This window comes from Bradyrhizobium commune (assembly GCF_015624505.1).
Classification (GTDB): domain Bacteria; phylum Pseudomonadota; class Alphaproteobacteria; order Rhizobiales; family Xanthobacteraceae; genus Bradyrhizobium; species Bradyrhizobium commune.
Genome location: NZ_CP061379.1, coordinates 2,336,200 through 2,360,544, shown reverse-complemented (window position 1 = coordinate 2,360,544; position 24,345 = coordinate 2,336,200). Strand labels below are relative to the sequence as shown.

Here is a 24,345-nt window from a genome sequence, read left to right as displayed (position 1 = left end):
CCTCCTAGATGACCTGTCCGGACACGCGCACCGTCATCGGCCCCGCGTTGAAGGTCGACGTCAGCCCGAGATTGTTGAGGTCGGTGAGTGCCGAGGTGAAGCCGAGCCCCCAGGTCTGGATGCGCGCGTCTTCCTTGATGTACGGCGCGGTTTCCAGCAGGGCGCCGTAGAGATAGAGATCCGGCGCCATGGTCAGCAGCCAATTGCTGCCGTCGGACGCCAGCGCCGGCACGTTCTGCCGGTAGACCATTTCGATGGTGTAGGCGGCATCCGGGGTCGGCGCGAGCTCCAGCTCGTTGCCGAACACGGTGAAGTAACGCGGCTGCGCGGCGATATCGGACGTCGCGAAGCGATATTCGTCCATCTGCGTGCCGGACTTGAACTCCAGGCACGGCTTGCCAGTCACGCTCGACAGTCGAACCCTGCGCATGGACTGGAAGTCCGACGGCAGCGAGATGAACTCCGGCTCGTCCGATCCGAGGTCAACCAGCGCGGTCGCCCGCTGCTCCATCTGCCGCACGAACAGCTGACGGTTGAACTTGGCTTCCGCGAGCTGGACGAAGGTCGGGATCCGCGCGATCAGCGTGGTGTCCTGGTCGCGCGCGAGATATTCGGTCACCGCAGATTGCAGCGAAATGTAGTCGGTTATCTGGGTCACGAGAGCTCCGCTGACCAGCCGGCCTGCAATTTGGGCCTATCGGTTCGCAAATAGGCCCATTCGGGATCGTCGAGTTTCCTCTGCACGATCGCGTCGAATTCAGGCGTGAACAGCCGCAGCGAGGTGTTGCCCTTGGCATGTTCCTCGTTGAGCCATTGGACGTAGATGACGTTGGGAATGCGGGCGACGTGCCGCCCCCATTCGCCGTGCTGCTCGTCACCGCGCGCCCGACTATTCCATTCCAGGATCGGAGCGACGTCTTGAACATGCTCGATCGCGAGGTCGCGGCCATTGCTGTCGAGATGAGGTCGGATCAGGACGCCCTCCATCACGACAGCTCCGTGACCCACAGCGTGCCGGCTGTCGCCGTGACCAAGCCGTTGGTGGCCGCCTTCAACGCGGCGATGCGCTGGCCGGGGCTCACCGTGACGTATTCAACGACGTTGGCCGGGAGGTAGGGATCTGAAATGGTCGCGGTCTGGACGCCGTCGCCGATGCGGTAGCTACAGCCGGAATTGGCGACCAGGCGGATCTGGTAGGTCTCCGTGCCGAACGCGTTGGTGGCGCCGACACTGCCGTCATAGGCAATCGTCTGGGTCGGGCCGATGCGCGAGGAGTTTTGCTTGGAGAAGAACGGCATGTCAGGCGGTCCTCACTGAGATCGAGAAATGCATCGGAATGGCCGCGCCTGCGGCGCCCGAGGGCGTCAGCACGATCACGTCGTCCTCGTTGAGATAGGTCGGCGACGGCGGAACGACCGAGAACAGCTGGCCGGCGGCGGACCCCGCCTGCGGCACGGCGAACGTCGCAAGCGTCACCGCATTGGCCGACACGGTGATCGTTCCATCGGTGGTGGTGAGAGCGCCGCCGAGAATGCCGGTGACTTTCAGCACGCGGCAACGGAAGGGAGCGCGGACATAGGCAGCGACGGGGCTGGCACCGCACGATGGCGTATAGGCGGTAAGATCGGCGGTATTGAGAGGGCGATTGCCGGGAAGCGGCATCTTGGGTCTCCAAAAAATGAGGGGCGACCCGAAGGCCGCCCCGAGATGAGATGAAGGATCTTGATCGCTCAGGACGTGGTGTTGTCGAACACGCCGCCGGAGGCCTTCTCGTTGCGAGAAACCAGGGTGTATTCCGCCAGGATCTGGCGGCGATCGGAATCGCCGGTCTTGGCCAGCGGGATCGAGATCATGTTGCGGCCATTGAGATAGGCCACTGCCCATTTGTCGAGCTCGAGCACCAGCACGTCGCGCGGGCGCTGGAAGCGATTGGCGAGCACCTTGAGCTTGCCGAAATCGGACTCATAGGCATCGACCGACGCGACGATCTTCTTCGACTTCGACTCCTCGATCGCGGTGGAGCGACCGGTGAAGGTCGAAAACACCTGCTTGTTGAAGGCGCCGGTCATGATGGTACCGGGCTTGCCGCCGTTGCCCCAGATCGCGGACAGCACGGTCTTAAGCCGCACCTCGGTGAAGGCGAGCTGGGTGCCGTCCGTTCGCGTGCCGGTGCCGTCGGCAGCCGCCGGGTCCGCAGCACCGCCTGCCGTGCCTTTCGAGGTGTTCGAGAAGATCCAGGAGAGGACGGACGCACTCTTCCGCGGCGTCGTCGTGTTGCCGACCACCTTGGCCTGGTTGGTGCCGCACAGGATGGTTTCGAGGTCGCGCTTGAGCTCGAGACCTTTCAGCATCTCCTGGTAGGCGAGCTCGTTGTCGCGGCCGGCGTGATCGACCGCCTGCTGCGTGCCCGAGACACGCGCGACCTTGTAGGAGATCTGGCAGAGATTGCCGAGCCGGACGGTCGGCGTGGTCGTGTTGGTGTTGGGGTCGTCGCCCTCGAGCTGGGCGTTGGTGTTATCGGCCGCGGCAAGGGCCTGCGTCTGCCATTCGTGATTGACGGCAGCCGCCTTCTCCTTGTCGACGCCGCTCATGAACGGCGTGTCGACCGGGTCGATGCGATAGATCATATCGCTGAGGTCTTCGCGGTTGCCGACCGCGGAATAGGTCACGAAAGTTGAAGCCGGTAGTGTCATCTGTGTTTCCCTGAGAGAAGCCGAGCGTCACCTGACGTGCAGAACATCGTACTGCCGTTGGTACGCCCAGGCCTTCGCGTTTGATTTTCGACTTTGCGATCTCGCTCCACCGGTCGCGCCGAGAACAGGTCCGGTCTGGAATGTCGAGACTAGGTCGCCGGGAGCCCACGCGGTGCGTGAGGGCGGCGTCGACGCGAACGCGTCGTCTACGGTCGCACTCTGTACGAACTGAGATAGCGTACAGGAGCCGTGGTCGCAGGAGGCCAGTCCGGCGGCGTCAGCTCGTCGGAGTTCACGCCGGCAAGCGATCCGGTGAAAGGCGCGATACCATTGCCGGCGCCGATAACCGCGGCGGCACCGCGTGGTCGCGCGTCACGGCCGTAATCCTCGAATGCGGACGGCGGAGCATTGCTACGGCTCCCGTATTCATAACCTTGAACCATGTTGGCATGGTTCTGTTGGGAAAGGCCGTAGGGCCCGCTCGTATCGGTATTTGGCGGCGGCGGCTTGACCCCGCCCGTATTCCTCCGGTTTTCGTTGATGATCGAACCGATCAATTTTTGAATCGCGCCCAGTCGATTTGAAGTCCCTCCACCGACTTCGGCAGCAACCATTGGAATGGGTGTTTGCGCCATGACATATCCCAGATGGTTCGAAGCGCTGCTAGTAAAGGCAGGTACGAAGAGGCCGTTTGGAACGCCCCATTGCGGATGTCGCTGCAAGTCCTGCGGACCACCACGCCTGAAGGCTTGCGTCATCGCCATGAGCGCCTCGCTTGGTCCGGTCAGTCCGGTGTCATCACCACCAGGATGGACCGTGTTCCACTTTTGGGTGATGACCGCGGCAAAAGCTTTCGCTTTCTGCTCGTCATAGTTCGCGGGCACCATGAGGTAGTTGTTCGGGTTTGCAATCCTTCCTTCGGTCCTGTTGTTCCCGCGGTCGTCAGAATAGAGCGCAAAACCTTGAGAGCCGCCCGGGATCGGGTCCACGACATAGGCGCCGTCGCGCATCAAAAATTTGGCCGGCGCGAAGCCGGCCACGATGTCTCTGCCCTTCTCGTTGCGTATTGCGCCGGCATAGAATGTCCGTTCAGCCATCAAATTGGTCCATCGTCTCCAGGATTACTGTTCACATTCCATAAGCAGTACAAACACGGTAAAAATGATCGACGAGACGAAGCGCTCCTCCGCAAGTCCGGATCAGGCCAATGTCAGCGGTCTCGAGATCATGCCAAGCTTGCGTCCATTCCGGTGTTCGTCGTTCCGGCTTCTGAATTCCTCCCGTTGAATCGTAGAAGACACTGTCGAACTGCGTGTTGAGCGAATAGCCGAATTCACGCCTCTCACAAAAGCCCATGGCCTGGGTGCCCCCCGCTTCGTTGAACTCGACCAACCGGCACCCCTTCAGATACTGCTCGAGTGGCGAAGCCTGGAGGCGGAATCCCTGTGACGTGAGCCAAGGGGCATTTTCGCGCTCGAAAAGATAGGGAACAAAAAAAACCAGCAAAGTGGCGAGGAGGACCGGCGCACTTCGCGGCTTCCGAATGAACGCGCAGATGATGAGCCATACGACGGTGATGGCGATACACGCGACACCGAGCCAAAGGAGCCAGCCGGCCGCCTCAGGCTGGAGATACGTCAGGAATTCCTGGCCAGCCAGGCTCGCCAAAGTCACGGCAGCGAACGCACAGGTCAGCCAGGGCGGACGTCGGAACATCTCTCCGCCAGACGTTGCTGGCGCCGACTGCTCCTGATCACTGCTCAACCGAAACCTCTCCAACTTCCCAAGACAAACATAATGGACATCAGGGCATTAATTGAACAAAACAGGAACGATGTCAACTCTCCCTGTAGTTGTGCAGAATCTGTGCAGGCTAAATGATCCCGAACCGCTTCCGCCGCTCCGCCGTCTCCGCAAGCTCCTTGAGCTCGGCGCGCGCCAACTTGCCGTTGGCGACGACGGCCGCAAGATGATCGCGCACCTTGCCGACGATGTTGATGGCGAGAAACAATTTCTCGCGCCCAGCAGCATCGTCGACCGTAGTCGCGCGCCAGGCCGCGATGTAGCCTGTCTCGAGTGTGTCGAACGCCTCGCCCAAGAGCTCGTCGTCAAGCAATGCTTCGGCACGAGCCGCCTTCGCGGCCGCCCTCTCCAGGGAGCTCTCGTCAGACATTGGTTTCCTCCTCGTTATTCGGCCGGCGCGTTTTCATATCGTGGCGCGCGGCAGATGCGGCGAGCGCCGCCTCGGCAACATCCATCCTCCACCTGGTACAATGTTCTGATAAGGTCCGCGGACCTTGGCGCTGTGCCAAAAGGCATCTGAGGCCGCCTGATGACTGACGCAACGACGGCGAGCGCCGCGCACGCGCTTTACGACATATTGAAGGACTTTCAGCCTTCGCTGGCAGCCGGCATCGCCCTTGCGGCCGCAGCACTCGCCTATCGCAGCACAATGGCGAGGGTAGAGTTCGACCGAAAGATAAGAGCGGACGACCGAATCGATGAACGGCTTGGTCTTCTTTACCGACTCCGCGCAGTCTCGCAGCAGCTCGGTGCAGAGATGCGACACTTCTCGACCGCAGAGGATATCCATTACGACAACTTCGTCGTTGCGATACCCAAGAACGTGCCCGACATTGATGACGCATGGCAAAGGCTCTCCATGCTGCCCATCGAAGCAATGGCTCCCCTCGAAAAAGCCCGGTACTTTGTGATTAGGAGCCACCAACTCATCGATCGAGTTGGTCAACTGGGTCCTATCGAACAGCGGCAAAAAGACAGAATGAAACCGATGCTTCGTAACAATTGCGAGCGCGTGGCCAACGCGTGCGACGAAATAGCTGCAATTCTTGAAACAGAGATAGATCGGATGCAAAATCTGCTCAACCATTGACCGCCTCAAGACGAAGGCGAGCTCGAAAGTACCCGATCTGCTGCGAGGGCGTGAATGTCGCCGGCTTCAGTTCGCCGAACGGCTGATTAAGGTGCGACCAATCGAGAGCGAGCTCGTCTTGAGCGATGCGCTGCGAGCGCGGCATCGACCTGCGCCCGCGCCTGTATGGCCAATAGCTTCGGATCCGGCGGCGGCTGCGGCGGCGCCGGGTTGCCTCAGCAAGCGTTCGGTCCGCGTGCCTTCATCCTAGATGCATCCAGCCACACAATCACGTCTTGCCTGCAGATCCGTAGACCGCACGGCTCCACGGCCACTACAAACCTTCAGGGAGTTCAGTGAGAGAATTGATAAATTCCTTCAATGTCGGGGCGAGAAACACGACGTATCGATCAGGGTCCTCATAATCTTCATGTGAAATGAACATAATATTCCCGAAGGACTCAGGCCTCACACTATAGAGAAACTTGTCGCCCGAACAATCGTCCGCGAACGGTATATACCCCCGAGGAAACTCGGGTGTCTGATGCACCATCATGACGTATGTCCGCTCGAAGCTTGAGCCCTTCGCGTAGGTGTTCATGGAATAGAAACAGTCGACATCATATGCGTCTCCATCCTTCGGAAAAAATTGAGGGCAAGGTCTTCCACCATTGTGCAGGAGGTAGTGTTCCTTGAGATCCTGCGGCAAGCGAATACCCAAGCGGTTCTCCACACGCTTTATGTCAAGCTCGGAAAGCGGTGGAGCAGTATCTTCAAAAACAACCATGGCCTGTTTCCTTGTCAACGCTTGTACTGTACTCCGTGGTGCTTCGCGTACTGCGCAACCGAACCGGCATGCGGGAAAGTAGCATCATGCGCGTCTTTATCTATAAGCTCAAGGGAGGCCTCTCCACTCTGCGGATCGAAGTCGTCGACGTGGTGCCACCTATATCCAGGCGGAGTTTTAGTGAACCCACCCTGCCTGTTCGCGAGGTTAGAGTCACCTCTTCGGCTCCCAGTAAGTTTTATTTTCACAACACTTCGCTGCCCCTGCACAGCAGGATACAGATGCTTGGTTGCAGCAAAGGTGGGCCCGCCGTTCACGGTCGTTCCAACACCGGCGTATCCTTTTTTAGCCGCCCAGGATGCCGGAGAGAGCCGAACCTTGCTTGTTAGCGCGCGTACTTCTCCGGCGGCGACGCGGCCGACGCCCTTCGCACCCGGTATCAGTCCGATCGCAGCCTCAACGCCCGCGGGGAAATCGTCGCGGCGCTTCGCATCGATGAGGTTGAGCGCCGACCCGGCAACGCCAAGCGGCGTCAAGCTCAACAAGTTTCCAATACGCGTCGCCAGCTCTTGGGCATTGTGCAGCGGCACGCCGAGAGCTAACAGCGCGTCGATCGCGTGATGCTCAATCTGCTGCGTGGGCGTGAAGGTCGCCGGCTTCAGCTCGCCGAGCGGTGTAAAGTGCGACAGATCAGGAGGAGGCTTGTCCTGCGGAGGTGTCGGTTGGGTCGGTCGATTTGACGTAGACGTATCGTTAGCTTCACTTTCCGGATCCCAAGATTCGCCCTCCTCCGATGTCTGTGTGATCTTCGCTGCCGGACCGACATAGAGTCGCTGAACTCCCGTCGCTGGCTGCTGCAGCGGAGACTGCGCTGGCTGACTCTGTGCTGTTTGGGCCGGCACGTGCTGCGTTACGCCATCGGCGCTGAACGGATCGTGGTCGACTGGAACGAGAGAGGCATTCTCGAAGTCCGGCTGATGCTCGACCGGCACCAGGGAATAATCAGCCATGGTGAGCGACCAGCAGATATTTGCCGGGCCGGTTGGTGTCCGGCAGATAGTGGTGGCCGTCTTTCGCCTTGCGTGCGCCCGGCGGATATGAACGCTGCACTTTCCCTACATCGATCGCCGCCTTCAGATGCGTCTCCAGCACCGTCATCTTGGCGTCGAGAGCGGCTTTGATCTTGGCGAGCTCGATCTCCCCTTGCGTCTTGACCTGGAGATGGATCGCGTCGTTCTGCGCCTTTTGTTGCTGGAGCTGCGCCTGATGCGCCGCGAGCGCGGCATCGACCTGCGCCCGCGCCTGTATGGCCAATAGCTTCGGATCCGGCGGCGGCTGCGGTGGCGCCGGCGGCGGATTGAGCAGCTGTCCGGTCTGCGGATTGACGGCGGTCGGATCATTGAAGAACTGATCGGGGTTTCGGTGCCCCATGATTCGCGTCAACTCGGCCGCCGTGTTGTAGAGCTGGCGGTCGCCGACCAGGTTGATCTTGCCGCCGGCAAGCAGCTCCTTCTGCACATTGGCGATCGCCATGGTCTGGGCGAATTGCTGCGCCTTGCCGCCGGAGCCGAGGCCGACATTGATGGTCATGTCGTCGCGGGTCTTCCAGTCGCGCGGATTGACGTCGACCCAGGCGTCGCGCAGCCGCACCGTCTCCTCGCGCTGTCCATGCTTGCGGATCGTGCCATGCAGCAGCGCGAAGATGTCGCGCACGCCCTCGGCCATGATGCGCGCGATCAGCTTGATCCGCATCTGCGAGGCCGAGAACACCTGCGCGACCGCGGTGGCCGACTGGTTCTGCAACGCGTTGGCGTCGATGCCTTGCGTCTGCTTGCCGAGGCCGGTGCGGATCTCGATCTCGGCGTCAAGATATTGCAGCATCGGATAGATCGACGTGGTGATATCGGGCACGACCTGCCAGTTCAGCCCTCCCGCGGTCTTGGTGCGGACCACGCCGCCCGGCCGCGACACCAGCAGATCGTCCAGCGTGTTCGGCCCGGCATTCTGCTCGGCGACCTCGACGCGAGGATTGTTGTGCAGATAGAGATTGTCGAGCGCGCCGCGCTTCAGCGCGGTCTTCTCCCGCTGCAATGGCATCACGAGATCGGCGATCGAACGGCCGAAGAAACGGTGCGTCACCGGCACCGGCGTGGTGGCGGCAAAGGGAATCTCGTCGAACGGCGTGATGCAGTCCTTGCCGTCCTTGCGTAGGATCTCGGCCTGATCGCCGCCGGTGATGACCTGGTAGAGGCAGGGACGGCCCGAGCCCTCGAAGTCCATCCGGACATAATGCTCGGTGATGCGCACCAGCCGCGCCGCCGAATTGGCGCTGCCGCCGCCGGCGGTCGCCGACAGATGCTCTTCCACCGTGTCGCGTGCCAGCGTCTCGATCTCGGTCGTGCCGGTATGCGGCCGCAGCGCCCTGATCTGGCCGGCATCAAAACCTTCCGCGATCAGCTGCGCCTCGGTCTTGGTGACGACCTCATGGAAGCAATAATTGCAGTCACGGATGCTGCGCGCGCCGCGCTCGATGCCGAATTCTTCGGGCGGCACACCCATCACCCGCACCTGCGCGCGCTTGCGCGTGGTGACGATGGTGACGTCATGCGTGACGAGAGGACCCACCGGCGCGGGCGGCGCCGGGGCTAGCAAAGGAACGGGCATGTCTGATTGAACTCTTCGGTTTTGCCGCGTGGGGCGGACGGCAGAAAGAGCGCGGCGGCCTAATAGCCGTTGTTGCGCATATGGTCCCGGATCAGGCTAAGCAGTCCGCCGGCGGGCGCTTGATCTGGATTGGCCGAATCCACCGGGGCCGACGGGCCGGCGGAAACACCCGGCGCGCGCGATGACACGTCTCTCCGCAGCGAGGCCCATTGATCCCATGCGCGATTGGGATCGCGAGCCAGCAGCGCCTCGAGTGGAAAGAGCGCCGGAGATTGCGAGCGCGAAGATGTAGGAGCCCGCAACGGTGCCGGACCGTTCGATCCACCCAACGATGTCGGGCCTTCCGCGCCGGGAATAGCCATGCCGGACGATGACAGAGGCGCGGCTCCCGGCGAAAGCGTAGAGCCAGGCGGAAGCGCCGGCTTCGGCTCTCCGTTCTGGTACGGAAAGACCGGACGATCGATATCAAACGCGTCCGGATCCGCCTTGTGTGTGATGTCGCTGGAATATGTTCCCGGCTTGGCCGGATTGTCAGTTCCGCCGTGATAACCACCTTTGGTCTTCGCGCGGGGCGTCAACCAATTTTCGCTGGCCGGACCGTAGCCGGGATATCTGTATTCGGGCATCTCTTGATTCCGTCGATTGTTGATCCGGTAACGATCGCCCAGCGCGCGCGAGCCGCTCTCACGCCAATTCCGGGAATGGCGATGCGGGTGTTTCTCTTTGGCGTGCTGTGCGCCTCAATGGGAGCAAGCAACGCATTCGCGGCAACTTCGTCGGACGTTCCATGCCCGGCAGGCTTCAGTTGTTTTCTTTCCGAGCCGCGAGACGGGGCTTGTCCGCCTCCCGCAATCGGTCTCGACCAACAGGCGAAATCGACTCGCTGGGAGAGTGATCCGTACTCGCGCGCATTCATTGCAGGTCCGAAGGCTATGAACTTTGGGAATACGTCCGCTGGGAAAGTGACGACCGTCTAACGGTCAAAGTGTCCTGGCGGCCCAAGCCCGATTCCGATCTCGTCGATTGGCCCGCTGAAGTTGTTCGTATCAACGAACAATGGCGGTTGCGTCGATGGGCTCCCGGTTCGCCGCGGCCTTGAACCCCTCAAAAGGCGCCGTCTGCGACCTATCCTGGAGATCCGCCCCGTCGCGCACCGTATGCGCGACAATCTTCATGGCGCCGTTCGATTCCGCCACGTCCTGGGCAAGCAGCGCGAATTGATCGTCGGTGAGATCGTAGTAGGTCTCGCGACTCTCCTCCTCCCGCTCCTCCCACCAGACCTTGACGATGCCGGCCTTCGACAGCAGCGCATCCTTGATGAAGGAATAGAGGATCATGAATCCGCCGTTCTGCTGCATGAAGACGTGATTGACGTAATCCGTCTCCTGCTGCGCGGCGGCGACATCTTCCGGGCCGACCGGCTCGAAGTGCACGACCTCGTCGGATCCGGCAAAGATGTCCATCAGTGACGGCATCAGGCCTTCGATGGCGTCAGCGACGTCGGTCGACACCGCGCGCGAGCGGCCGTCCTGCACCGGCATGTCCTTGCGCATGTCGCCGAGATAATAGTCCATTGCATCGGCGCGCTCCTCGGCAAGCCGCGCCGCCGACATCGCGGCGAGCGCATTGGCCTTCTCGGAGGCGAGCATTGTCTTCACTTCGGAGATCGACATTTTTTTGGACATGAAGAACCTTCTGATCGGCAAGGCTGGCCTTGATCCGACGATAGAACATAAAGAACAACATCAACCCCAGGTTTTATAGCGGCAACCCGCCCCGCTCACACCCAGCCCTGCTCGGCATAGCGGATCGGCCGGTTGAACGCGGCCACCCTGCCCGGCTGCTCGTAGCAGATCGCCATCAATCCCAGCGCATCGGCAGCATGGCTCGACCAGTCGTGCTCCGGCCCGAGGCCGATGTTGCGCGTCTCGTCCTTGCGTTCGTGATAGAAGCCGAGTGCCTCACGGCCGGGCTCGGTCGTCGCTTCGTTGAACCAGAGCTGCGGGGCGAGCCGCCGCAGCGCCTCGATCCGCAGCATCGCGGCACCCGGCCCCTGGTTCTTCACCGGCGGCTCGACCGCGAAGCCGGCCTCGCGCAGATGATCCTCGTAGCGCTTGCCGGTGATGTTGTTGGCGGCGACGCCGTCATGCGGCAAATACAGAATGGCCTTGTCGTAGCCGCGCGCGCGCAGCCAGTTGACGTGAAACGCCAGCACTTGGCCGACGCTCTCGTAATAATCCAGCACGCGAATTTCGCTTCCGACCCACTGCGCAATCCAGATCGTGAATGCGTCCGCCGCGGCTCCCGCGCCGCCAATGTCGATGAAGGCGCGCAGCGGCAGCAGCGGATCTGCCGCGACCTTCCCGATCCGTCCCTGCGTCCGTGCCTCCGACAGCAGCGCGGCAAAATAGGCGCCCTCGAAGGCGCGCGCATATTCACCTTCCCAGATGTGATCGTAGCGCTCCGGATAGAGTTTTTGGTCGAGCAACCGCTCCTCCGCGAGCACGTCCGGAAACCAGGGATTGTCGCGCCAGTTCGCCTTGACGACGACAGCGCCATCCGGCCGGCGCCCTCGTAAGAAGTCATCAATGGCATCGCTTTTGCGACGCGGATTCCAGCTCGCCCACAGCTCGGAGTGCTTTGCGCGGATCGTCGGCCGCAACAGTGCGATGCTGCGCGCGCTCAGGCTTTGCGCCTCGTCGATCCAGGCGATGCGAAATCCTTCCAGGGATTTAAGAGCGTCCGCCGTATAATCCTGAAGGCCCCGGAAGATGATCAGGCCGTCGCCCGGAGTTTCAATCTTGTCGCTGAACAGCTTGAATCCGTGGCCGAGCCCGAGGCCCGCGATCTTGTCCTCGATCAACCGCTTGGACGATTGCGCCAGCGTCCGCTGCGTCTCGCGAATGCAGACCGCGAGCGTGCCGCGTTCGGCCTGGCAGGTCTCGACCAAAAGCTCGCCGAAGAAATGCGATTTACCGGAGCCGCGTCCGCCGTAAACCCCCTTGTAGCGTGCGGGTTTCAGCAACGGCTCGAAGATTTTGGCGGTTGGAATTTTCAGGATGGACATTTCGGCACCTCCTCTCAATCGGAGGCGCCAGCGTCCTCACCGTCAGACTGTATGGGATGCACGATGATGCGTTCGATCCGGTGGATCAATTGCAGCACGCCGTCTTCGCCGTTCTCCATCGTTTGCGCAGCCTTGCCCCAGCCGCGGTCGAGGATGGCGTTGGCCGCCGAGACGCGGGCGGCCGGCGTTGCGTCGTCGCTGCGCATCACCCCGACGAGAACCTTGATGGCCGTCCGGGTATGGCTGCGCGCGAGCGTGCGAATTTCGGTCGGCGTCCGCGCGCGTGACGATTTTCGAGCCACAGGCAGGCGAACCGGATCGTTGTCACGCGCGCATATCTCCTCGCTCACGACACACTCTCCCACAGCACGATTGCAACCAGGCCCGCGAGCGCGAGCGATATCAGATAGGCGGTCATCGCATCTCCACGACATGAAAAGGTGCGGCAGATCGCGCGACGAGGCGCGATCGTTTCGGCGCGAACCCTATCCCCGTATCCGGGGGCCGCTGCGGCGCGACGCGAGGGACATCGCGCCGCGGGCCGGCACGTTCGCGCGTGCGCGGCCAATAAAAAGGTTCGGACGGCGGCGCGCCGATCGGCGCTCCAGTGTTGTGAGTGCGTGGCCGCAAGGCGTGGCCGCCGTCCGATCTCGAATAGGCATGAAAAAACCCGCGGCGGATTTTTGTCCCGCGCGGGTGTCACGAACGTTTCTCGATGATGCCACTCTACCGGTGTTTTGCCCGACGAGTCAAACCCTATTTGCATTATCCGAAATCGACATGAAAAAAGCCCGCCGTGGATCGCGTTCCGCGCGGGCTCAACCAAACAATTTCGATGATGCCATTATGCCGGTGTTTTGTCCGACGAGTCAAACTCTGTATTGAAAGGAAAATGCCCGCAGTCGCGGATTTCCAGTTGGTACCTGTCTTTCATCCGCGTGGCTATCTTCAGTTTCGGCCACTGCCGCGAAGACGAGACCAGGTCAGCGATGCTTTTTCTTGTTGAATCGGATGCCGAGCAACCCAAAATGACTGCTGTTAGAGTCATCGGCGGGATCGCAAATTTGCCAGCCTTCGTGGCTATGGCCGCGGTCAATGAAGGGTATTCGTTTTCATCCCCAATCAGGCGAAACTCGTTTTCATAGCTCCACGATGCGGACTTGGTGAGGAACGCTTCGAAACGCTCGTCGGGTCCGTCGGTAATTGTAAAGCGTGGGTAGTCTCGCACGTAACGTACCTCAGCCGCCTGACCGAACAGCAGATTGTCCTGCACCGAGAACTCCAAGCACACACCCTGATGCTTGGTCGTATAGTGCGCCCACATCAGTTCGCAGTCTGGCTTTGTTCCAAGGCAATAGATGCGGTATCGCTCATCGAACGACTTCGCGGTCTCAGCCGAGAGGTCACGTATCACGTCTGCAAGCATGTCAGGTTTGGCCCTGTAGCGCTCCACAGTTCTCGCAAGTCGAGCTTCCGAGCATTCCGGTGACCGGCGCTCAAGCTTCATGTAGAGCTGCAAGTGCTGCTCGAATACGGCGGGGTCTTTCAATGACTCCAAATCGTACCATGGTCGACAATCCCAGGGATCATTGAAGTCGCTTGGTTTCGAGAAATAGATGGTCCCGCCGACAATCACCTCGCGCAAGCGATCCAGATTAAACGATTGATAGTGATAGAGATGAGTGAGACCTTTGACGGCGGCCAATCGATCCGTGATCATGTGCGGCCTCAGATTTGCTGATTTTACTTTACTGAAGATACTATCTCAGATTGCGTTGTTCTTCTAGGTGGAAGCCGCTTGTTTTCGCGCTCCTTGCCGGATTCCAGCGCGCACTGCCGGATGCCTGTTCAGCGCCCGACATGCGATAGCGCGTTCGGACAAAATAAAGGTCCGCAGCGGATTGCTCCGCGCGGACCGATTTCAGCCATCTCGATGATGCCATTCTGCCAGTGTTTTGCCCGACGAGTCAAACCGGATCGAGCCGAGTTCGCTCAGATAGGAAATACACCGTCATTCCTGTGTCAAAGCAGCGGCCGTATCCAGCGGGAGAACCATTCTTCCGCATCCTTTCGCGGATTGGCCGACTGCTCTATTCCCCAGATCGGTGGGGGGATGACATAGCCCGGCTCATCGGCGAATGCACCGACCGGCCGGCTCGTCGGCGGTGACTGCCCATCCCCGCTCGTCGTGCTCCAATTGCCAAATCGATCGTTAAATTCCGGAGAAGGCAGATATGGGACCGGCGCACTCCCCGACGTAAACACACTGCCCGCGTTCGAGGCGTTCACGCGGGTGAGCTGCCGGACTTGTTCGGGCGGGACCGCTTGCGCGGCAGGAACGGCCGGCGCTTCGCCGCCACTCGCTGGCTGAGCAGGCAAGGTACCGTTCGTCGCGTCGGTCCAATTTCCGAACCGATCGGCAAACGTGCTGGAGGGAGTCGGATTTTGACTTCGCACGTTGTTCGCGGACTGCTGCGCAGCGAGGGGCGCAACGCGGAATGCTCCGGGCTCCCTACTGCTGGTAGGCTCCGCGTGGGCTGCGGAGTTGGCCGCCAAGCCCGTTAGCCCAAGAGCGCCTGCGATTGGCGCCCAAGCCGGCAACAGTGGCAATAATTCTGGCGCAAACATTGCGGTCCCGAATATCGCCAATCCAGCCAGAACGGCCGGGCCACTCGCGGCGTCATGGGGCATATTGTACGGATCCGGCCCCATCAACGGCGATCCATCCGAAAGCCTGAGCAGATTTCCGGTCTCGGAATGGAATTGCAGAACTTGCGGTGCGGACGGCATGGCTGTGCTGGGAGGCAATTGGCCAAGCCTCTGCTCATTCGGGTTCGGCACCGGAAAACCTGGCAGTCCATTGGCCAAGCGCGGATCATTTCGATCAAGCCCTTCCGGTTCGTTCAGACCACCAAGAGATGGCGAACTGAAGGGCGGCAGCGAGGGAGCGTCGCTCGGCTTGGCCGGCGTCGATGGCGGTACGTTAAAAATGTCATCGGCAACTGTGAACTTGGACTGCCAATGCGTACCGCCCAAGTCCTTGTTTCCTGTTGTTATGTTGACGCCAGGATTTTTTGCGATTGCCTCGCTTAGCAGCTTCTCCCTGTCGTCATCACCCAGTATCGCCGAAAATTTCTCCAAGTTTGGATTTCCGGTATCGATGCCTCTCTGCCTAAGATGCGCCAGCTTCCGAACCTGATCAGGGTGCACTGCGTGATAGTCGTTGTAGCGCGTGATGAGCTTGGGGTTAATTGATTCCGGGTCAGCACCTGTTCCGGGATCGTTGGCATAGAGGTCGCCGTTTGCGAGCCCGAGCCTCATCGCATCTTGCAGATTTCTGATTTCTGTTTGGCGACGAGATGGATTTCTGATCCTTGCGATCTGATCGAGTATCGTCTTCACATCATAATACGAAGACAAGTGACCACCCGAATGAGGAGATACTCCCATTCTCGCAGCAAGCTCTTTGCTTTCCGGCAGATAAATCAGGTTCTCTGGCGCATTGATGTCTATGCCTTTGAGCGCATCATGACCCGCGAAGCGCTTGGGAATGATGTGATGTTCGCCCAGTATTGCCATGACATTTCACCTCGGAAAATTCTGGAAGCCAAGTCGTCGCCCTGGGTCTGTGTGGACCCTCGAATTTCCCTCGAGACGTCAAATCCACGTCTGCTTCTCGGGAAGATGTCTTGGTGAGATGGGCCAATCGGCCTGAGCGCGACGGACGAGAGCGCTCTCCGATTATCGGGCCGATCGATCAAACAGATCGATTGGGCGCAACAACGAGATGTTGAGAAGAGAGTACTTGGGTCGTGCGCGCCGGCGCGTGCCGACCCTTGGAGTCGCAAGCCATCACTCCCGAACGCTCAAATAGTGCAACAGAATGCCGCCCCCTAAGCTGGGAAGTCCGGCGCATAGCAATTTGAGCTAAGAGCAGCCACCTAATGATGAGCGATCGGTTAGCCGCCGCAATCACGCTATCGGCGCGAGAAAGGCCACAGAACTAGAGTTTTGACGCGTCTCTAAAACTGACGCCTGCAACACCGGCGTTCTTGCAGGCATCCTTGAGCAGCTGATCGCAAATGATGGTTGCCTCCAGATGCGCCATTCTAAAAATGTGCGCCCTGGCTACCACGTCTTCCTTGAAGACAAGCTTGGCTCCGCCCACGAGCAAGGTGCTGTAATACTTCAAACCGAAATTTCGGTACTTCGGATCGTCAACAATGCCGATCTCTAAACGTGATCGCGATTCATCCACTGCATCAAGGACACGAACGATGTCGCACAACCAGTAGCTCGGTCCATTGTAGGATCCCCGCGCTAGCCTGACGTCACATGCGGCAAAAGCAAATCCTGCGGGATCGACCGCTTCAAAGACCGCTTTCATTCGGTCGGAGATCAGCCAGTACTTAGAAAATTGTTCGAAATCCAGCGGCGCTCGCCCCAACTTCCTGTCGAACACGAAACGCGGCGCCTCAGGGTAATTCGGAAACCCTCGTCTGAGAAAAGGATCGAGCTCTCCAGTGTCCGGGGCGAGCTCATCGATATTCTCCCAATCAACTCCCGGCGCCGATTGGATACGAAAGTCAAGCCTCATTTCATAAAATCTGCGCTTGATCGCCTTTGATCGTTTCTCAATCGTCTTTGGTTTTTCGTCGCTCATTCTCATAGCCCTGCCAGCGTGCGCTCCAGAGAGGAACGTGATCGCTGCTTGTTCACGACGCCGGATCCGCGGCGCAGAACAGCACGGGCAAGCCCGCAAATCGCGCGGACATTCTGTAATGCGCCGTGAAGCGCTCGTGCTCGTCGCCGCCGAAGGTGTCGCCATCTTTGACGACGGCACCATGCTCGATGAGATAGACGGCCAAGCCTTCCACCCTGTCGATCATCATTGGAAGCGCAAGTTTGCCCGTCTCGAATTCAATCTCGCGCCCCGCAAAGGCCGATAGCCCCATTGTCACGGCGCCGATCTTCGCCTCCGAGCGGAACGGCTGGATGTCGACCCAAAGCGTGAACGGATAGTCGGGAAACGGCGCGAAGGATTGACGCGACATCTCCATCCAAAGTTTGGCGGGTCGCGCGACTTTGGTACCCCACACCACCGCGCTGCATTCCGGCATCGTGGCGATCAACGCCCCGATGACAGCGGTCGTCACGCGTGCAGCCGGCAGCGGCTGCAGATCTTGCCCTAGCACCGAGACGATCAGATGACCTCGATGACGCGCCGCCACCGTCCCGGCCTCCGGCCACGTGGTCGCCGCGCGCGACCACAAGCCGGGGTCTTGCGGAATGGGTGCCGGCATCGACATCACAGCGACCATTTCGTCGCCACAGCGGATGAGCGGCGAACTCGCAGGGGGCTGCCGAATGTCCGCCGCTCCACGGTCATCTACTATTTCCGCCCCCAGCTCGGGATGCCTCGCATGAAGGGCCTTGACGACCAGCACCATGTCCGGACTAGCCGGCTTTTCCAACAAAACAAGGGCGAGGAAAGAGTTACTCATTGGCTACCTCGTCTAAACCCAACGCGAAATGCGGCGATCGGTCAGAGGTTGAAACAATGGAACAAATCAAGAACGATGTCAACAGGCGCCCTTGGTTCGAGGCTCAACCAGGCAAAGCCAAGCCATTTCAGGCTCGCGGACATGCGTCTAGCCGCGCCCAAAGCAGCGTTAGCTTCCCGCGCAAAAAAACCCGCGGCGAACAACTCCGCGCGGGTCGACCAAACAATTTCGATGATGCCACTCTACCGGTGTTTTGCCCGACGAGTCAAACCATATTTGTATTATCCGAAATCGCCACCCACTGCGAGGATCGTCGTCAAGGTCACCGAGCCTATCTAGCAGGCTCTGCAGGTGCGGTAAGCTGCGCCAATTCGGCTATCAGCTCTTCAGCGGTCTTCCGTGAGCCGACGACGATCTGGTCCATCACTGGTTTTCCAAATGCGCTCTCGTGGCTGCGGAACATGTCCGCAAACTGTTCGAGAATCGCGATCGGCGTCTCGTATACATCGGCCAACGAAGGATACTTGAAACCCCTAACGGCTGGCAAAGCGTCAACGGCCTCTTTGTAGCCATTAAGCTTGGCTCGCGACTCCCGGACCTTGGCGTCAAGCTGATCAAGGTCACGCGCGCCGGTGACCAGGAAGACTTCGAGCATAATGAGCGAGATGCACATGAGGAGCTCAGTAACCCCTTCGCTCGTGGTGACTGGCGGCGATTGAGAAATTCGATCAACGATCGACTTGCTCGGCACCATTTCGATGAAGGCGGCGACAACGTTCATCGTGCCCTTGCAAAACCGAACGATTGCGTCTGAATGATGCAATGCTGCGGCGTTGTCTTCCGATCTATCTCTCCAGGTTTGCGGCTCCTTCTTTACTTTACGATCGAGCCCTTCGAAGTCGCGCAAGATTGTTTCAAAGCGAAGATGAATGAAGTCGATAAATGTAAGTTTGGCTGCCCTGAAGAAGGAAATGTATCGCCAAAGCCGTGACGACTCCCGACCGAGCCTTTCAAGAAGCTCATCCACCGACCGTCGGGATCGCCGAGAGACTTTGTCGAGCTCTTCAAACAGCCGGTTGTGTTCCCGCGACTGCTCCAGAATATCTATAATGTCCAGAGAGGATTCTATGTCGTCCAGCCGGAATGATGCGCGCCCCATCAGCTCTCGATCGTACCCTTGATCCAAGATTTGGTAGCCCGCGTCGAGCAACGCACCAAACAGCTCGGCCGGAAAAATCTGTGTCCGGTACTTCGCAAAAGCCGTTGTTGGAACCTGCTCGGCGCGCAGCAGCGCCTTTTTCACGAATACCGAGCAGATCGACTTGCCGTCTCTGTCGAGATCGCGATCAACGATCCCCGGCCAGTCATAGGCCTCTTTGTAGAAATAGTAAGCGGCCTTCGCCAGTTCCCCAGTTTCTTCAAAAGGCGTCAGCGATGAAACGGTGGCGTTTCGGAGCACGGCGGCGTTGAGGTATTGGCTTGGGTCGTCAAGGCTCGAAAGTCGTACCTTGTCTACTCCCTGCCTTGTAGTCGACTCGAGAACGAGGTCGCCTTCGACCACGAGGGCGGCGTGGATGTACTTGTAGTGCTCAAGCCCCAGCCTTCGTTGCTCCAGGGCAATTGCCTTGCCGTGAATTTTCGCCGACTCGAAGAAAAGGACATCACCCGGTAGCGGGATTCGAATGTCTTTCATTGGGGACTTCCCAAGAAATAGAATGCGCGGCTTAGGTTACCACAAGCCGACCGCGTGTCGATCATGATATGGGATATGCATCTAGAGATTGTCGATGGATGATAGGTTCTGAGGCCCAAGCCATCTCGGTCAAGTAGGGTGCGCCGAGAGTTCCATAGACGAACGATCGCAACGAGGGATCAACCTGAGGGCGGCATACGGCTCAGAATCCGAACGTTTGCAGCATCGATGCGTGGAGGAGCGTTGTCTGTGTCTACCTTCGTAGGCACTTGCTTTTATCGCTGATACGCGAGCGCCTCGCGAATCCATTCAGGCCAGCGCGGCCAATTCCTGTGTCTCGTTCGCTGACGATCTCAGTACAGCTGCTGTCGGTGTTATCTCACTCATTGCAATTCCGTCTCTCGGGATGAGACGAACTGCGAAACCTCCTGGCCGCCTTTGCCTTCTATCTGGGGCACGGACGGCGCAGGGTTATTCGGATGCACGATGACGCGTTCGATCCGGTGGATGAGTTCGAGCGGGCCTTCGTCGGTCGCCAGTGGCTGCACCGGCTTGCCCCAGCCCCGGTCGAGAAGCGCGTTTGCGGCGGCCACGCGCGCAAACGCGTTCGCGCTCTCCTTGTACATGATCGCGGAAAGGACGTTGATTGCGGCTTCGGTCTTGCTTCTCGCCAACAGCCGAATGTCCTCCAGCGTCGGATCTCCGATGCCGTCGCTGAAAGATAGAGCAGAACTTCTTTTCAAGGGGACCATTTCGAAACTCCCACGAGCAATTGGATTCGCTGGAAATAAAAAACCCGCAGCGGATTGCTCCGCGCGGATTGAACCAAACTTCTTCGATGATGCCACTATGCCAGTGTTTTGCCCGACGCGTCAAGCATGTTTCGGTAAATCAGCACTTCCGTGTCTCAAGCGGGGCCGTGTCTCGAAGGCTCCTATTTCTCGCCAAGCCCTGACGCGCGCTTTGGTTTTCCACATCCACGACCGGCAGTAGGCCAGCCTCCATCGCGCCCACTAGCGATCGAGGATTTGCCAACGGCGTCAATCCATGACCGGGCGCCATCGCGAGATAGTCGTCGATGGCGTTTTGGGCCAGCGGGATTCCTTTCGGATCCCCCTGGCAATCAGCAAACGCGGAGAGCTCAGGCAATCGGCCAAACCCGGCATGGGTTGCTCTTTGGCAGCGCTGTCCGCGCCGTCCATCCCCACCCCCCCGTCATCGCAACGTCACGACGTTGATGTTGCCTATGCGCGTCCAGATTGAATCCGCATCGTCCGGAGGCCATGGCCATGCTTCGTCTGTCGCAAATCCTCCCCATCGTCGCCGTCCTTGGCCTCGCGCAGCCTGCCCAGGCCTGGTGGGATGCCGGCCACATGCAGATCGCCTATGTCGCCTACAAGCACCTCGACGCGCCCGTGAAGGACAAGGTCGATGCGCTGCTGCGGCTCAACCCGGACTATACGAAATGGAGCGCAGGCGCGCCCGACGACCGCACCGCAAAGCTCTGGGCCTTCGTGCACGCGGCGACCTGGGCCGACGACATCAAGAACGCCGACTATCACTACACCCGCGACAGCGTCGATAGCGCCACCGCGGGCCAGAACATCGGCTATGCCGACCACAACCAGCACGCCTATTGGCATTTCAAGGACACCAATTTCTCGCCCGACGGCACGCCGCTGCCGACGCCCGACCCCGTCGATATCGTCACCCAGCTCAAGCTGATGATCGCGGCATTGCCGGCCTCGTCCGGCGCCTCGGACGACGTCCGCTCCTACGATCTGGTCTGGATGCTGCATCTGGTCGGCGATGCCCACCAGCCGCTGCATGCCTCGACCCGCTACACGCGGCAGATCCCGAACGGCGATTCCGGCGGCAACCTCGAGATGGTGATCCCGGCCACCGGCGAGACGATCGCGCTGCACGCCTATTGGGATGCGATGTTCGGCGGCTATGACTCGCCGTTCGGCGCCGTGTTCGACGCCGACGACAAGGGCGGCATCTCGCACCTCACGGTGAACGATACCAGCGCCCAGATCGTCGATCCGCAAAGCTGGATCGACGAGAGCGCCCAGCTCGCGCAGCAATATGGCTTTGCCGCGCCGGTGAGCACGGGCGACAACGCGGTGCTGCTGACGCGCGAGTATGAAACCAACGTCCGCAACATCGCACGCAGCCAGGCCGCCCTTGCGGCGGCAAGGCTCGCGAAGCTGATCAACGATGCGCTGAAATAGCGGCACGCTCGCCTGCGGCGCCGCCCTCCTCTTCGCTGAGCTTCCGCTCGATATAAGCGTCCACCGTTTCCGCGAACGAGCGCTGCACGCCGACCGCGGTGCCATGCAGCTCCCATGCGTCCTGCTGGAGCGTGCGCAGGCCTGAGCGGCGCGCGCTGATCGGCGCCATCGCGAGATAGTCGTCGATGGCGTTTTCGGCCAGCGGGATTCCTTTCGGATCTCCCCTGGCGATCAGCAATCGCAAAAAACTCAGGCAATCGGCCAGACCCGGCATGGGTGTTCGCTCAGCTCTGCTGCGGTTTCGGCTTCGGCTTCCTGACGGGCTGGGTGTGAGTGCCGAACAGCGCCAGCAGCAACGCGACTTCTTCCTTCGAACCGACCTGGATCATGCCTGTCTCCTTTGCGCTCCGTTGGTCGGGGCCAGCGGGAAAGGCGTTCAGGACGATCTGGTTTCAGGAGTGTTTCAGAACTGTTTCGTCGGGGCGAAAATGACCATTTCGCGCCTCGCCAACGGCCACGAGACAATCTCGGCCGCTTGCTGCGGGGCGTCTAGCCACCATGACAAAACGGAATGTACTTGCCGGACAACCGGCATAACAGACTATCCTTGACCGGCATCGCCAAGATGGCGACAACAACTGCGACAACGCCGACCCAGATGCCCACAGTTACCCAGAGAAGAGCTCGCCGTCGATCGCGTTCGGTCAGGTACCGGTTGGCTTGTCTGACCTTCCAACTGCTCTTGGCAGGGTCTCTATTGTAGCGCCCCCACTCACCGGTATAACGGGCATCCGCAATTTGATCCGCAGTTCTTGTTAGCAGATGGTCTCGGATGAAGCTTTTGCGCTCTGCTTCATTTCTCGGAAGGCTGACGTCGGGTTTATCGGCCTCACCCATATCATTCTCCAATGCACTCGGTAGAGCCAACTGGGTCACTGGAAGCCGAACCAACTTCAAAGCTTCCGTTCTTTCCAGGTGAAATTTGCCACCAAAGGCGCCAGCACCTTCTCGAGGTCCGACGAATACTTGATCACATCGTTGAGCAGGTACGACAGATATTTCGCCGAAAAACCCGGAATGGTCGTGTCGGAAGCCAGTATGCGCAAGTTTTGGTTGTAGGCATTGAGCATGCGGATCGAATCGAATGCCGCGAGCGGGAAGACGGAGAGCTGCTGGTACGCCATCTCATATTCTTCCGACGCAAGCCGACCGACTTGCAGCTGCCAATTCCTCTGAATACCGGCATCGACGACCGCATCCTCGGCAGGATGGTCTTCGATCCACTTGTCGATTTCCTTTTTCAGCGTTTCTGCGTTGTAGCCGCCGATGCCTGCTTCGGTGTGCGCAAGCCAATAAAGCGCCTTCTTCTTTTCCCTGTCGGCCAGTTCGGCCACTCTGCGGTCTTCTCTCAACTTGATCCAGGCTGCCACGCCAACGAGGAGCGCAACCGCCGCCGCGATCAAGGGCTGAAAATCCTTGGCGATCGTGTAGGCACGGCTTCCCGATGCCGGAATTTGATCGAGGCACGCCTTGAAAGCATCAAATGCCGTTGCCGGATCAGCCATGATGCAGAGCTTAGAAAAACACCGTCAGGTTGTCTACATCATCGCCGTACAAGAACTCGCGAGCGGAAACGTTTGCGCGGATGTAAGCCAGTTCACACACCGAACAGCGCCGGCGCAGTATCCTCGATCCGATAGCGGGTCCGTTGCGCGGCTGCCTGAAGGCAGCGCGCCATTTTCAATCCGGTCGACCGAGAGCCCGGATTGCGACGAGACCCAAACGCCATTTTAGAACATGACAGGCTGGCCCCGGCTGCGACGTCGCGGGCAGATCATTTTGAAGTCATTGCCGAATTGGAGCGCTGCCATGAGCACGATCATCAGCAGAACGGGTTCGACCCAGCCGACCGCATCGGCGTGGCGCCTGTTCCGCCCTCTCAGAAAATATTTGCGCGCCTTTCAGGACTGGCGCGAACGCGATCAGCTGCGTGCCGATTTGTCCGGCCTGAATGACCGCGATTTGCAGGACCTCGGCATCACGCGCGGCGAGATCGACTACGTCGCCTCGCACCGCTCGATCGATCCGCGCGGCGTGCGATCCACCGCGCGCTGAATTTCACCCGATCGGGTGACGAAATCTTCCGGTGCGAGTGGCACCATGGCGAGCCTTGCCAAGACAGGCGCGGACCTTGGCCGTGCGTCGTTGCGCGGATATCCTTCGGGCCGCAACCCGCCGACAGTCAGGTGCTGAGCAAGGACATCAATCTGGACACCCACATCGCCGACGTCGTCAACCTGATCAAATGGGAGAGTCTCGAGAACGTCTGCCTCGTGGCGTGGTCCTTGGCGGGCTATGTCGGTTCGGGCGCACTCGAAAGCATCGGCGATCGCGTCTCGTCGATCGTATGGCTTGATGCCTTCATTCCAGCCGACGGACAAAGGCCGGCGGACACCGCGGCCGAGGCGGTTCGCAAGGCCATACAGGTGGCCGTCGACAAGGGCGAACCCGGCGTTCGCGGATTGGTGAAGATTTCGAGCGACGCCGTCGTTGCCGAGCGAGATCGGGCCTTCGTCGAATCCAAAGCTACTCCGCATCCCGTCGGCGCCTATCTCCAGCCGGTCAAGCTGACCGGGGCGCTGCAAAAGGTGGCGAAGAAGACATACATCCGCCTCCCCAGATATCCGCTGCCGTCCTTTGACAAGGCGCTCGCAGATTGCAAGGGCGATAAATCCTGGACCACATTCGAACTGCCGGACGTTGGGCACTTCGTCATGCTCGATGCATCGGATCGCGTGAGCGAGTTGATCCTGCAGGCGGCGTGAGGTCGC

28 protein-coding genes are annotated in these 24,345 nt (G+C 59.9%); 4 read left to right on the top strand and 24 right to left on the bottom strand.

Features of this window, described 5'->3' with window-relative positions; all coding sequences use genetic code 11:
• Nucleotides 1–4: 4 nt before the first annotated feature.
• From IC761_RS11125 to IC761_RS11090, 8 genes are all read right to left on the bottom strand, one after another.
• Nucleotides 5–658 (bottom strand): phage adaptor protein, encoded by a 654-nt coding sequence (locus tag IC761_RS11125; protein WP_195803279.1) that lies wholly within the window; start codon nt 656–658, stop codon nt 5–7.
• The gene (locus tag IC761_RS11120) at nt 655–987 is read right to left on the bottom strand and encodes a hypothetical protein (RefSeq protein WP_195804624.1); all 333 of its coding nucleotides are present in this window, start codon (nt 985–987) and stop codon (nt 655–657) included. Before IC761_RS11120 ends, IC761_RS11125 begins: the two co-directional genes overlap by 4 nt.
• Nucleotides 987–1,298 (bottom strand): hypothetical protein, encoded by a 312-nt coding sequence (locus IC761_RS11115; protein WP_195803278.1) that lies wholly within the window; start codon nt 1,296–1,298, stop codon nt 987–989. The genes IC761_RS11120 and IC761_RS11115 overlap by 1 nt, the downstream gene beginning before the upstream one ends.
• A gap of 1 nt (nt 1,299) precedes the next feature.
• Nucleotides 1,300–1,662 (bottom strand): hypothetical protein, encoded by a 363-nt coding sequence (locus IC761_RS11110; RefSeq protein WP_195803277.1) that lies wholly within the window; start codon nt 1,660–1,662, stop codon nt 1,300–1,302.
• A 68-nt stretch (nt 1,663–1,730) separates the two neighbouring features.
• Nucleotides 1,731–2,693: a DUF5309 domain-containing protein gene (locus tag IC761_RS11105; RefSeq protein ID WP_195803276.1), complete on the bottom strand. Its 963-nt coding sequence runs from the start codon at nt 2,691–2,693 to the stop codon at nt 1,731–1,733.
• 206 nt (nt 2,694–2,899) lie between these two features.
• The gene (locus IC761_RS11100; protein ID WP_195803275.1) at nt 2,900–3,790 is read right to left on the bottom strand and encodes a hypothetical protein; all 891 of its coding nucleotides are present in this window, start codon (nt 3,788–3,790) and stop codon (nt 2,900–2,902) included.
• A gap of 31 nt (nt 3,791–3,821) precedes the next feature.
• Nucleotides 3,822–4,457 (bottom strand): hypothetical protein, encoded by a 636-nt coding sequence (locus IC761_RS11095; protein WP_195803274.1) that lies wholly within the window; start codon nt 4,455–4,457, stop codon nt 3,822–3,824.
• A 109-nt stretch (nt 4,458–4,566) separates the two neighbouring features.
• Nucleotides 4,567–4,866: a hypothetical protein gene (locus IC761_RS11090; protein ID WP_195803273.1), complete on the bottom strand. Its 300-nt coding sequence runs from the start codon at nt 4,864–4,866 to the stop codon at nt 4,567–4,569.
• Nucleotides 4,867–5,025: 159 nt separating this feature from the next.
• Here IC761_RS11090 and IC761_RS11085 point away from each other — a divergent pair, with 159 nt between their 5' ends.
• Entirely contained in the window at nt 5,026–5,586 is a 561-nt protein-coding gene (locus tag IC761_RS11085; RefSeq protein ID WP_195803272.1) for a hypothetical protein, read from the top strand.
• 313 nt (nt 5,587–5,899) lie between these two features.
• Here the strand turns inward: IC761_RS11085 and IC761_RS11080 are convergent, their stop codons facing one another.
• From IC761_RS11080 to IC761_RS11020, 13 genes are all read right to left on the bottom strand, one after another.
• Nucleotides 5,900–6,352: an SMI1/KNR4 family protein gene (locus IC761_RS11080; protein ID WP_195803271.1), complete on the bottom strand. Its 453-nt coding sequence runs from the start codon at nt 6,350–6,352 to the stop codon at nt 5,900–5,902.
• A gap of 14 nt (nt 6,353–6,366) precedes the next feature.
• Complete coding sequence (locus IC761_RS11075; RefSeq protein ID WP_195803270.1) at nt 6,367–7,362, bottom strand: HNH endonuclease signature motif containing protein; 996 nt, start codon at nt 7,360–7,362, stop codon at nt 6,367–6,369.
• Nucleotides 7,355–9,016, bottom strand: coding sequence for a portal protein (locus IC761_RS11070; RefSeq protein WP_246791487.1), 1,662 nt, complete (start codon nt 9,014–9,016; stop codon nt 7,355–7,357). Before IC761_RS11070 ends, IC761_RS11075 begins: the two co-directional genes overlap by 8 nt.
• Nucleotides 9,017–9,075: 59 nt before the next feature.
• A complete protein-coding gene (locus IC761_RS11065; protein ID WP_195803269.1) occupies nt 9,076–9,642 on the bottom strand; it encodes a hypothetical protein in 567 nt (188 codons plus the stop codon).
• 420 nt (nt 9,643–10,062) lie between these two features.
• Complete coding sequence (locus IC761_RS11060; protein WP_195803268.1) at nt 10,063–10,701, bottom strand: portal protein; 639 nt, start codon at nt 10,699–10,701, stop codon at nt 10,063–10,065.
• A 95-nt stretch (nt 10,702–10,796) separates the two neighbouring features.
• Nucleotides 10,797–12,083: a PBSX family phage terminase large subunit gene (locus IC761_RS11055; RefSeq protein WP_195803267.1), complete on the bottom strand. Its 1,287-nt coding sequence runs from the start codon at nt 12,081–12,083 to the stop codon at nt 10,797–10,799.
• A 14-nt stretch (nt 12,084–12,097) separates the two neighbouring features.
• The gene (locus IC761_RS11050; RefSeq protein WP_246791486.1) at nt 12,098–12,433 is read right to left on the bottom strand and encodes a hypothetical protein; all 336 of its coding nucleotides are present in this window, start codon (nt 12,431–12,433) and stop codon (nt 12,098–12,100) included.
• A 494-nt stretch (nt 12,434–12,927) separates the two neighbouring features.
• Nucleotides 12,928–13,803 (bottom strand): DUF2971 domain-containing protein, encoded by an 876-nt coding sequence (locus IC761_RS11045; protein WP_195803266.1) that lies wholly within the window; start codon nt 13,801–13,803, stop codon nt 12,928–12,930.
• Nucleotides 13,804–14,105: 302 nt separating this feature from the next.
• The gene (locus IC761_RS11040; protein WP_195803265.1) at nt 14,106–15,662 is read right to left on the bottom strand and encodes an AHH domain-containing protein; all 1,557 of its coding nucleotides are present in this window, start codon (nt 15,660–15,662) and stop codon (nt 14,106–14,108) included.
• A 424-nt stretch (nt 15,663–16,086) separates the two neighbouring features.
• Entirely contained in the window at nt 16,087–16,746 is a 660-nt protein-coding gene (locus IC761_RS11035; protein ID WP_195803264.1) for an imm11 family protein, read from the bottom strand.
• A gap of 52 nt (nt 16,747–16,798) precedes the next feature.
• The gene (locus IC761_RS11030) at nt 16,799–17,587 is read right to left on the bottom strand and encodes a DUF4261 domain-containing protein (protein ID WP_195803263.1); all 789 of its coding nucleotides are present in this window, start codon (nt 17,585–17,587) and stop codon (nt 16,799–16,801) included.
• Between the two features lie 331 nt (nt 17,588–17,918).
• Complete coding sequence (locus IC761_RS11025) at nt 17,919–19,280, bottom strand: hypothetical protein (RefSeq protein ID WP_195803262.1); 1,362 nt, start codon at nt 19,278–19,280, stop codon at nt 17,919–17,921.
• A 383-nt stretch (nt 19,281–19,663) separates the two neighbouring features.
• Entirely contained in the window at nt 19,664–20,032 is a 369-nt protein-coding gene (locus tag IC761_RS11020; RefSeq protein WP_246791485.1) for a hypothetical protein, read from the bottom strand.
• A 531-nt stretch (nt 20,033–20,563) separates the two neighbouring features.
• Between IC761_RS11020 and IC761_RS11015 the strand changes: the two genes are divergently transcribed.
• A complete protein-coding gene (locus IC761_RS11015; RefSeq protein WP_246791484.1) occupies nt 20,564–21,514 on the top strand; it encodes a S1/P1 nuclease in 951 nt (316 codons plus the stop codon).
• On the opposite strand, the gene IC761_RS11010 is transcribed toward IC761_RS11015, so the two are convergent.
• From IC761_RS11010 to IC761_RS11000, 3 genes are all read right to left on the bottom strand, one after another.
• Complete coding sequence (locus IC761_RS11010) at nt 21,495–21,788, bottom strand: hypothetical protein (RefSeq protein ID WP_195803261.1); 294 nt, start codon at nt 21,786–21,788, stop codon at nt 21,495–21,497. The genes IC761_RS11015 and IC761_RS11010 overlap by 20 nt on opposite strands.
• Before the next feature lie 275 nt (nt 21,789–22,063).
• Entirely contained in the window at nt 22,064–22,411 is a 348-nt protein-coding gene (locus IC761_RS11005) for a hypothetical protein (RefSeq protein ID WP_195803260.1), read from the bottom strand.
• Between the two features lie 56 nt (nt 22,412–22,467).
• Nucleotides 22,468–23,079 (bottom strand): hypothetical protein, encoded by a 612-nt coding sequence (locus IC761_RS11000; RefSeq protein WP_195803259.1) that lies wholly within the window; start codon nt 23,077–23,079, stop codon nt 22,468–22,470.
• A gap of 304 nt (nt 23,080–23,383) precedes the next feature.
• Here IC761_RS11000 and IC761_RS10995 point away from each other — a divergent pair, with 304 nt between their 5' ends.
• Nucleotides 23,384–23,629, top strand: coding sequence for a DUF1127 domain-containing protein (locus tag IC761_RS10995; protein WP_195803258.1), 246 nt, complete (start codon nt 23,384–23,386; stop codon nt 23,627–23,629).
• A gap of 131 nt (nt 23,630–23,760) precedes the next feature.
• Nucleotides 23,761–24,339: an alpha/beta fold hydrolase gene (locus IC761_RS10990; RefSeq protein WP_246791483.1), complete on the top strand. Its 579-nt coding sequence runs from the start codon at nt 23,761–23,763 to the stop codon at nt 24,337–24,339.
• Nucleotides 24,340–24,345 lie beyond the last annotated feature (6 nt).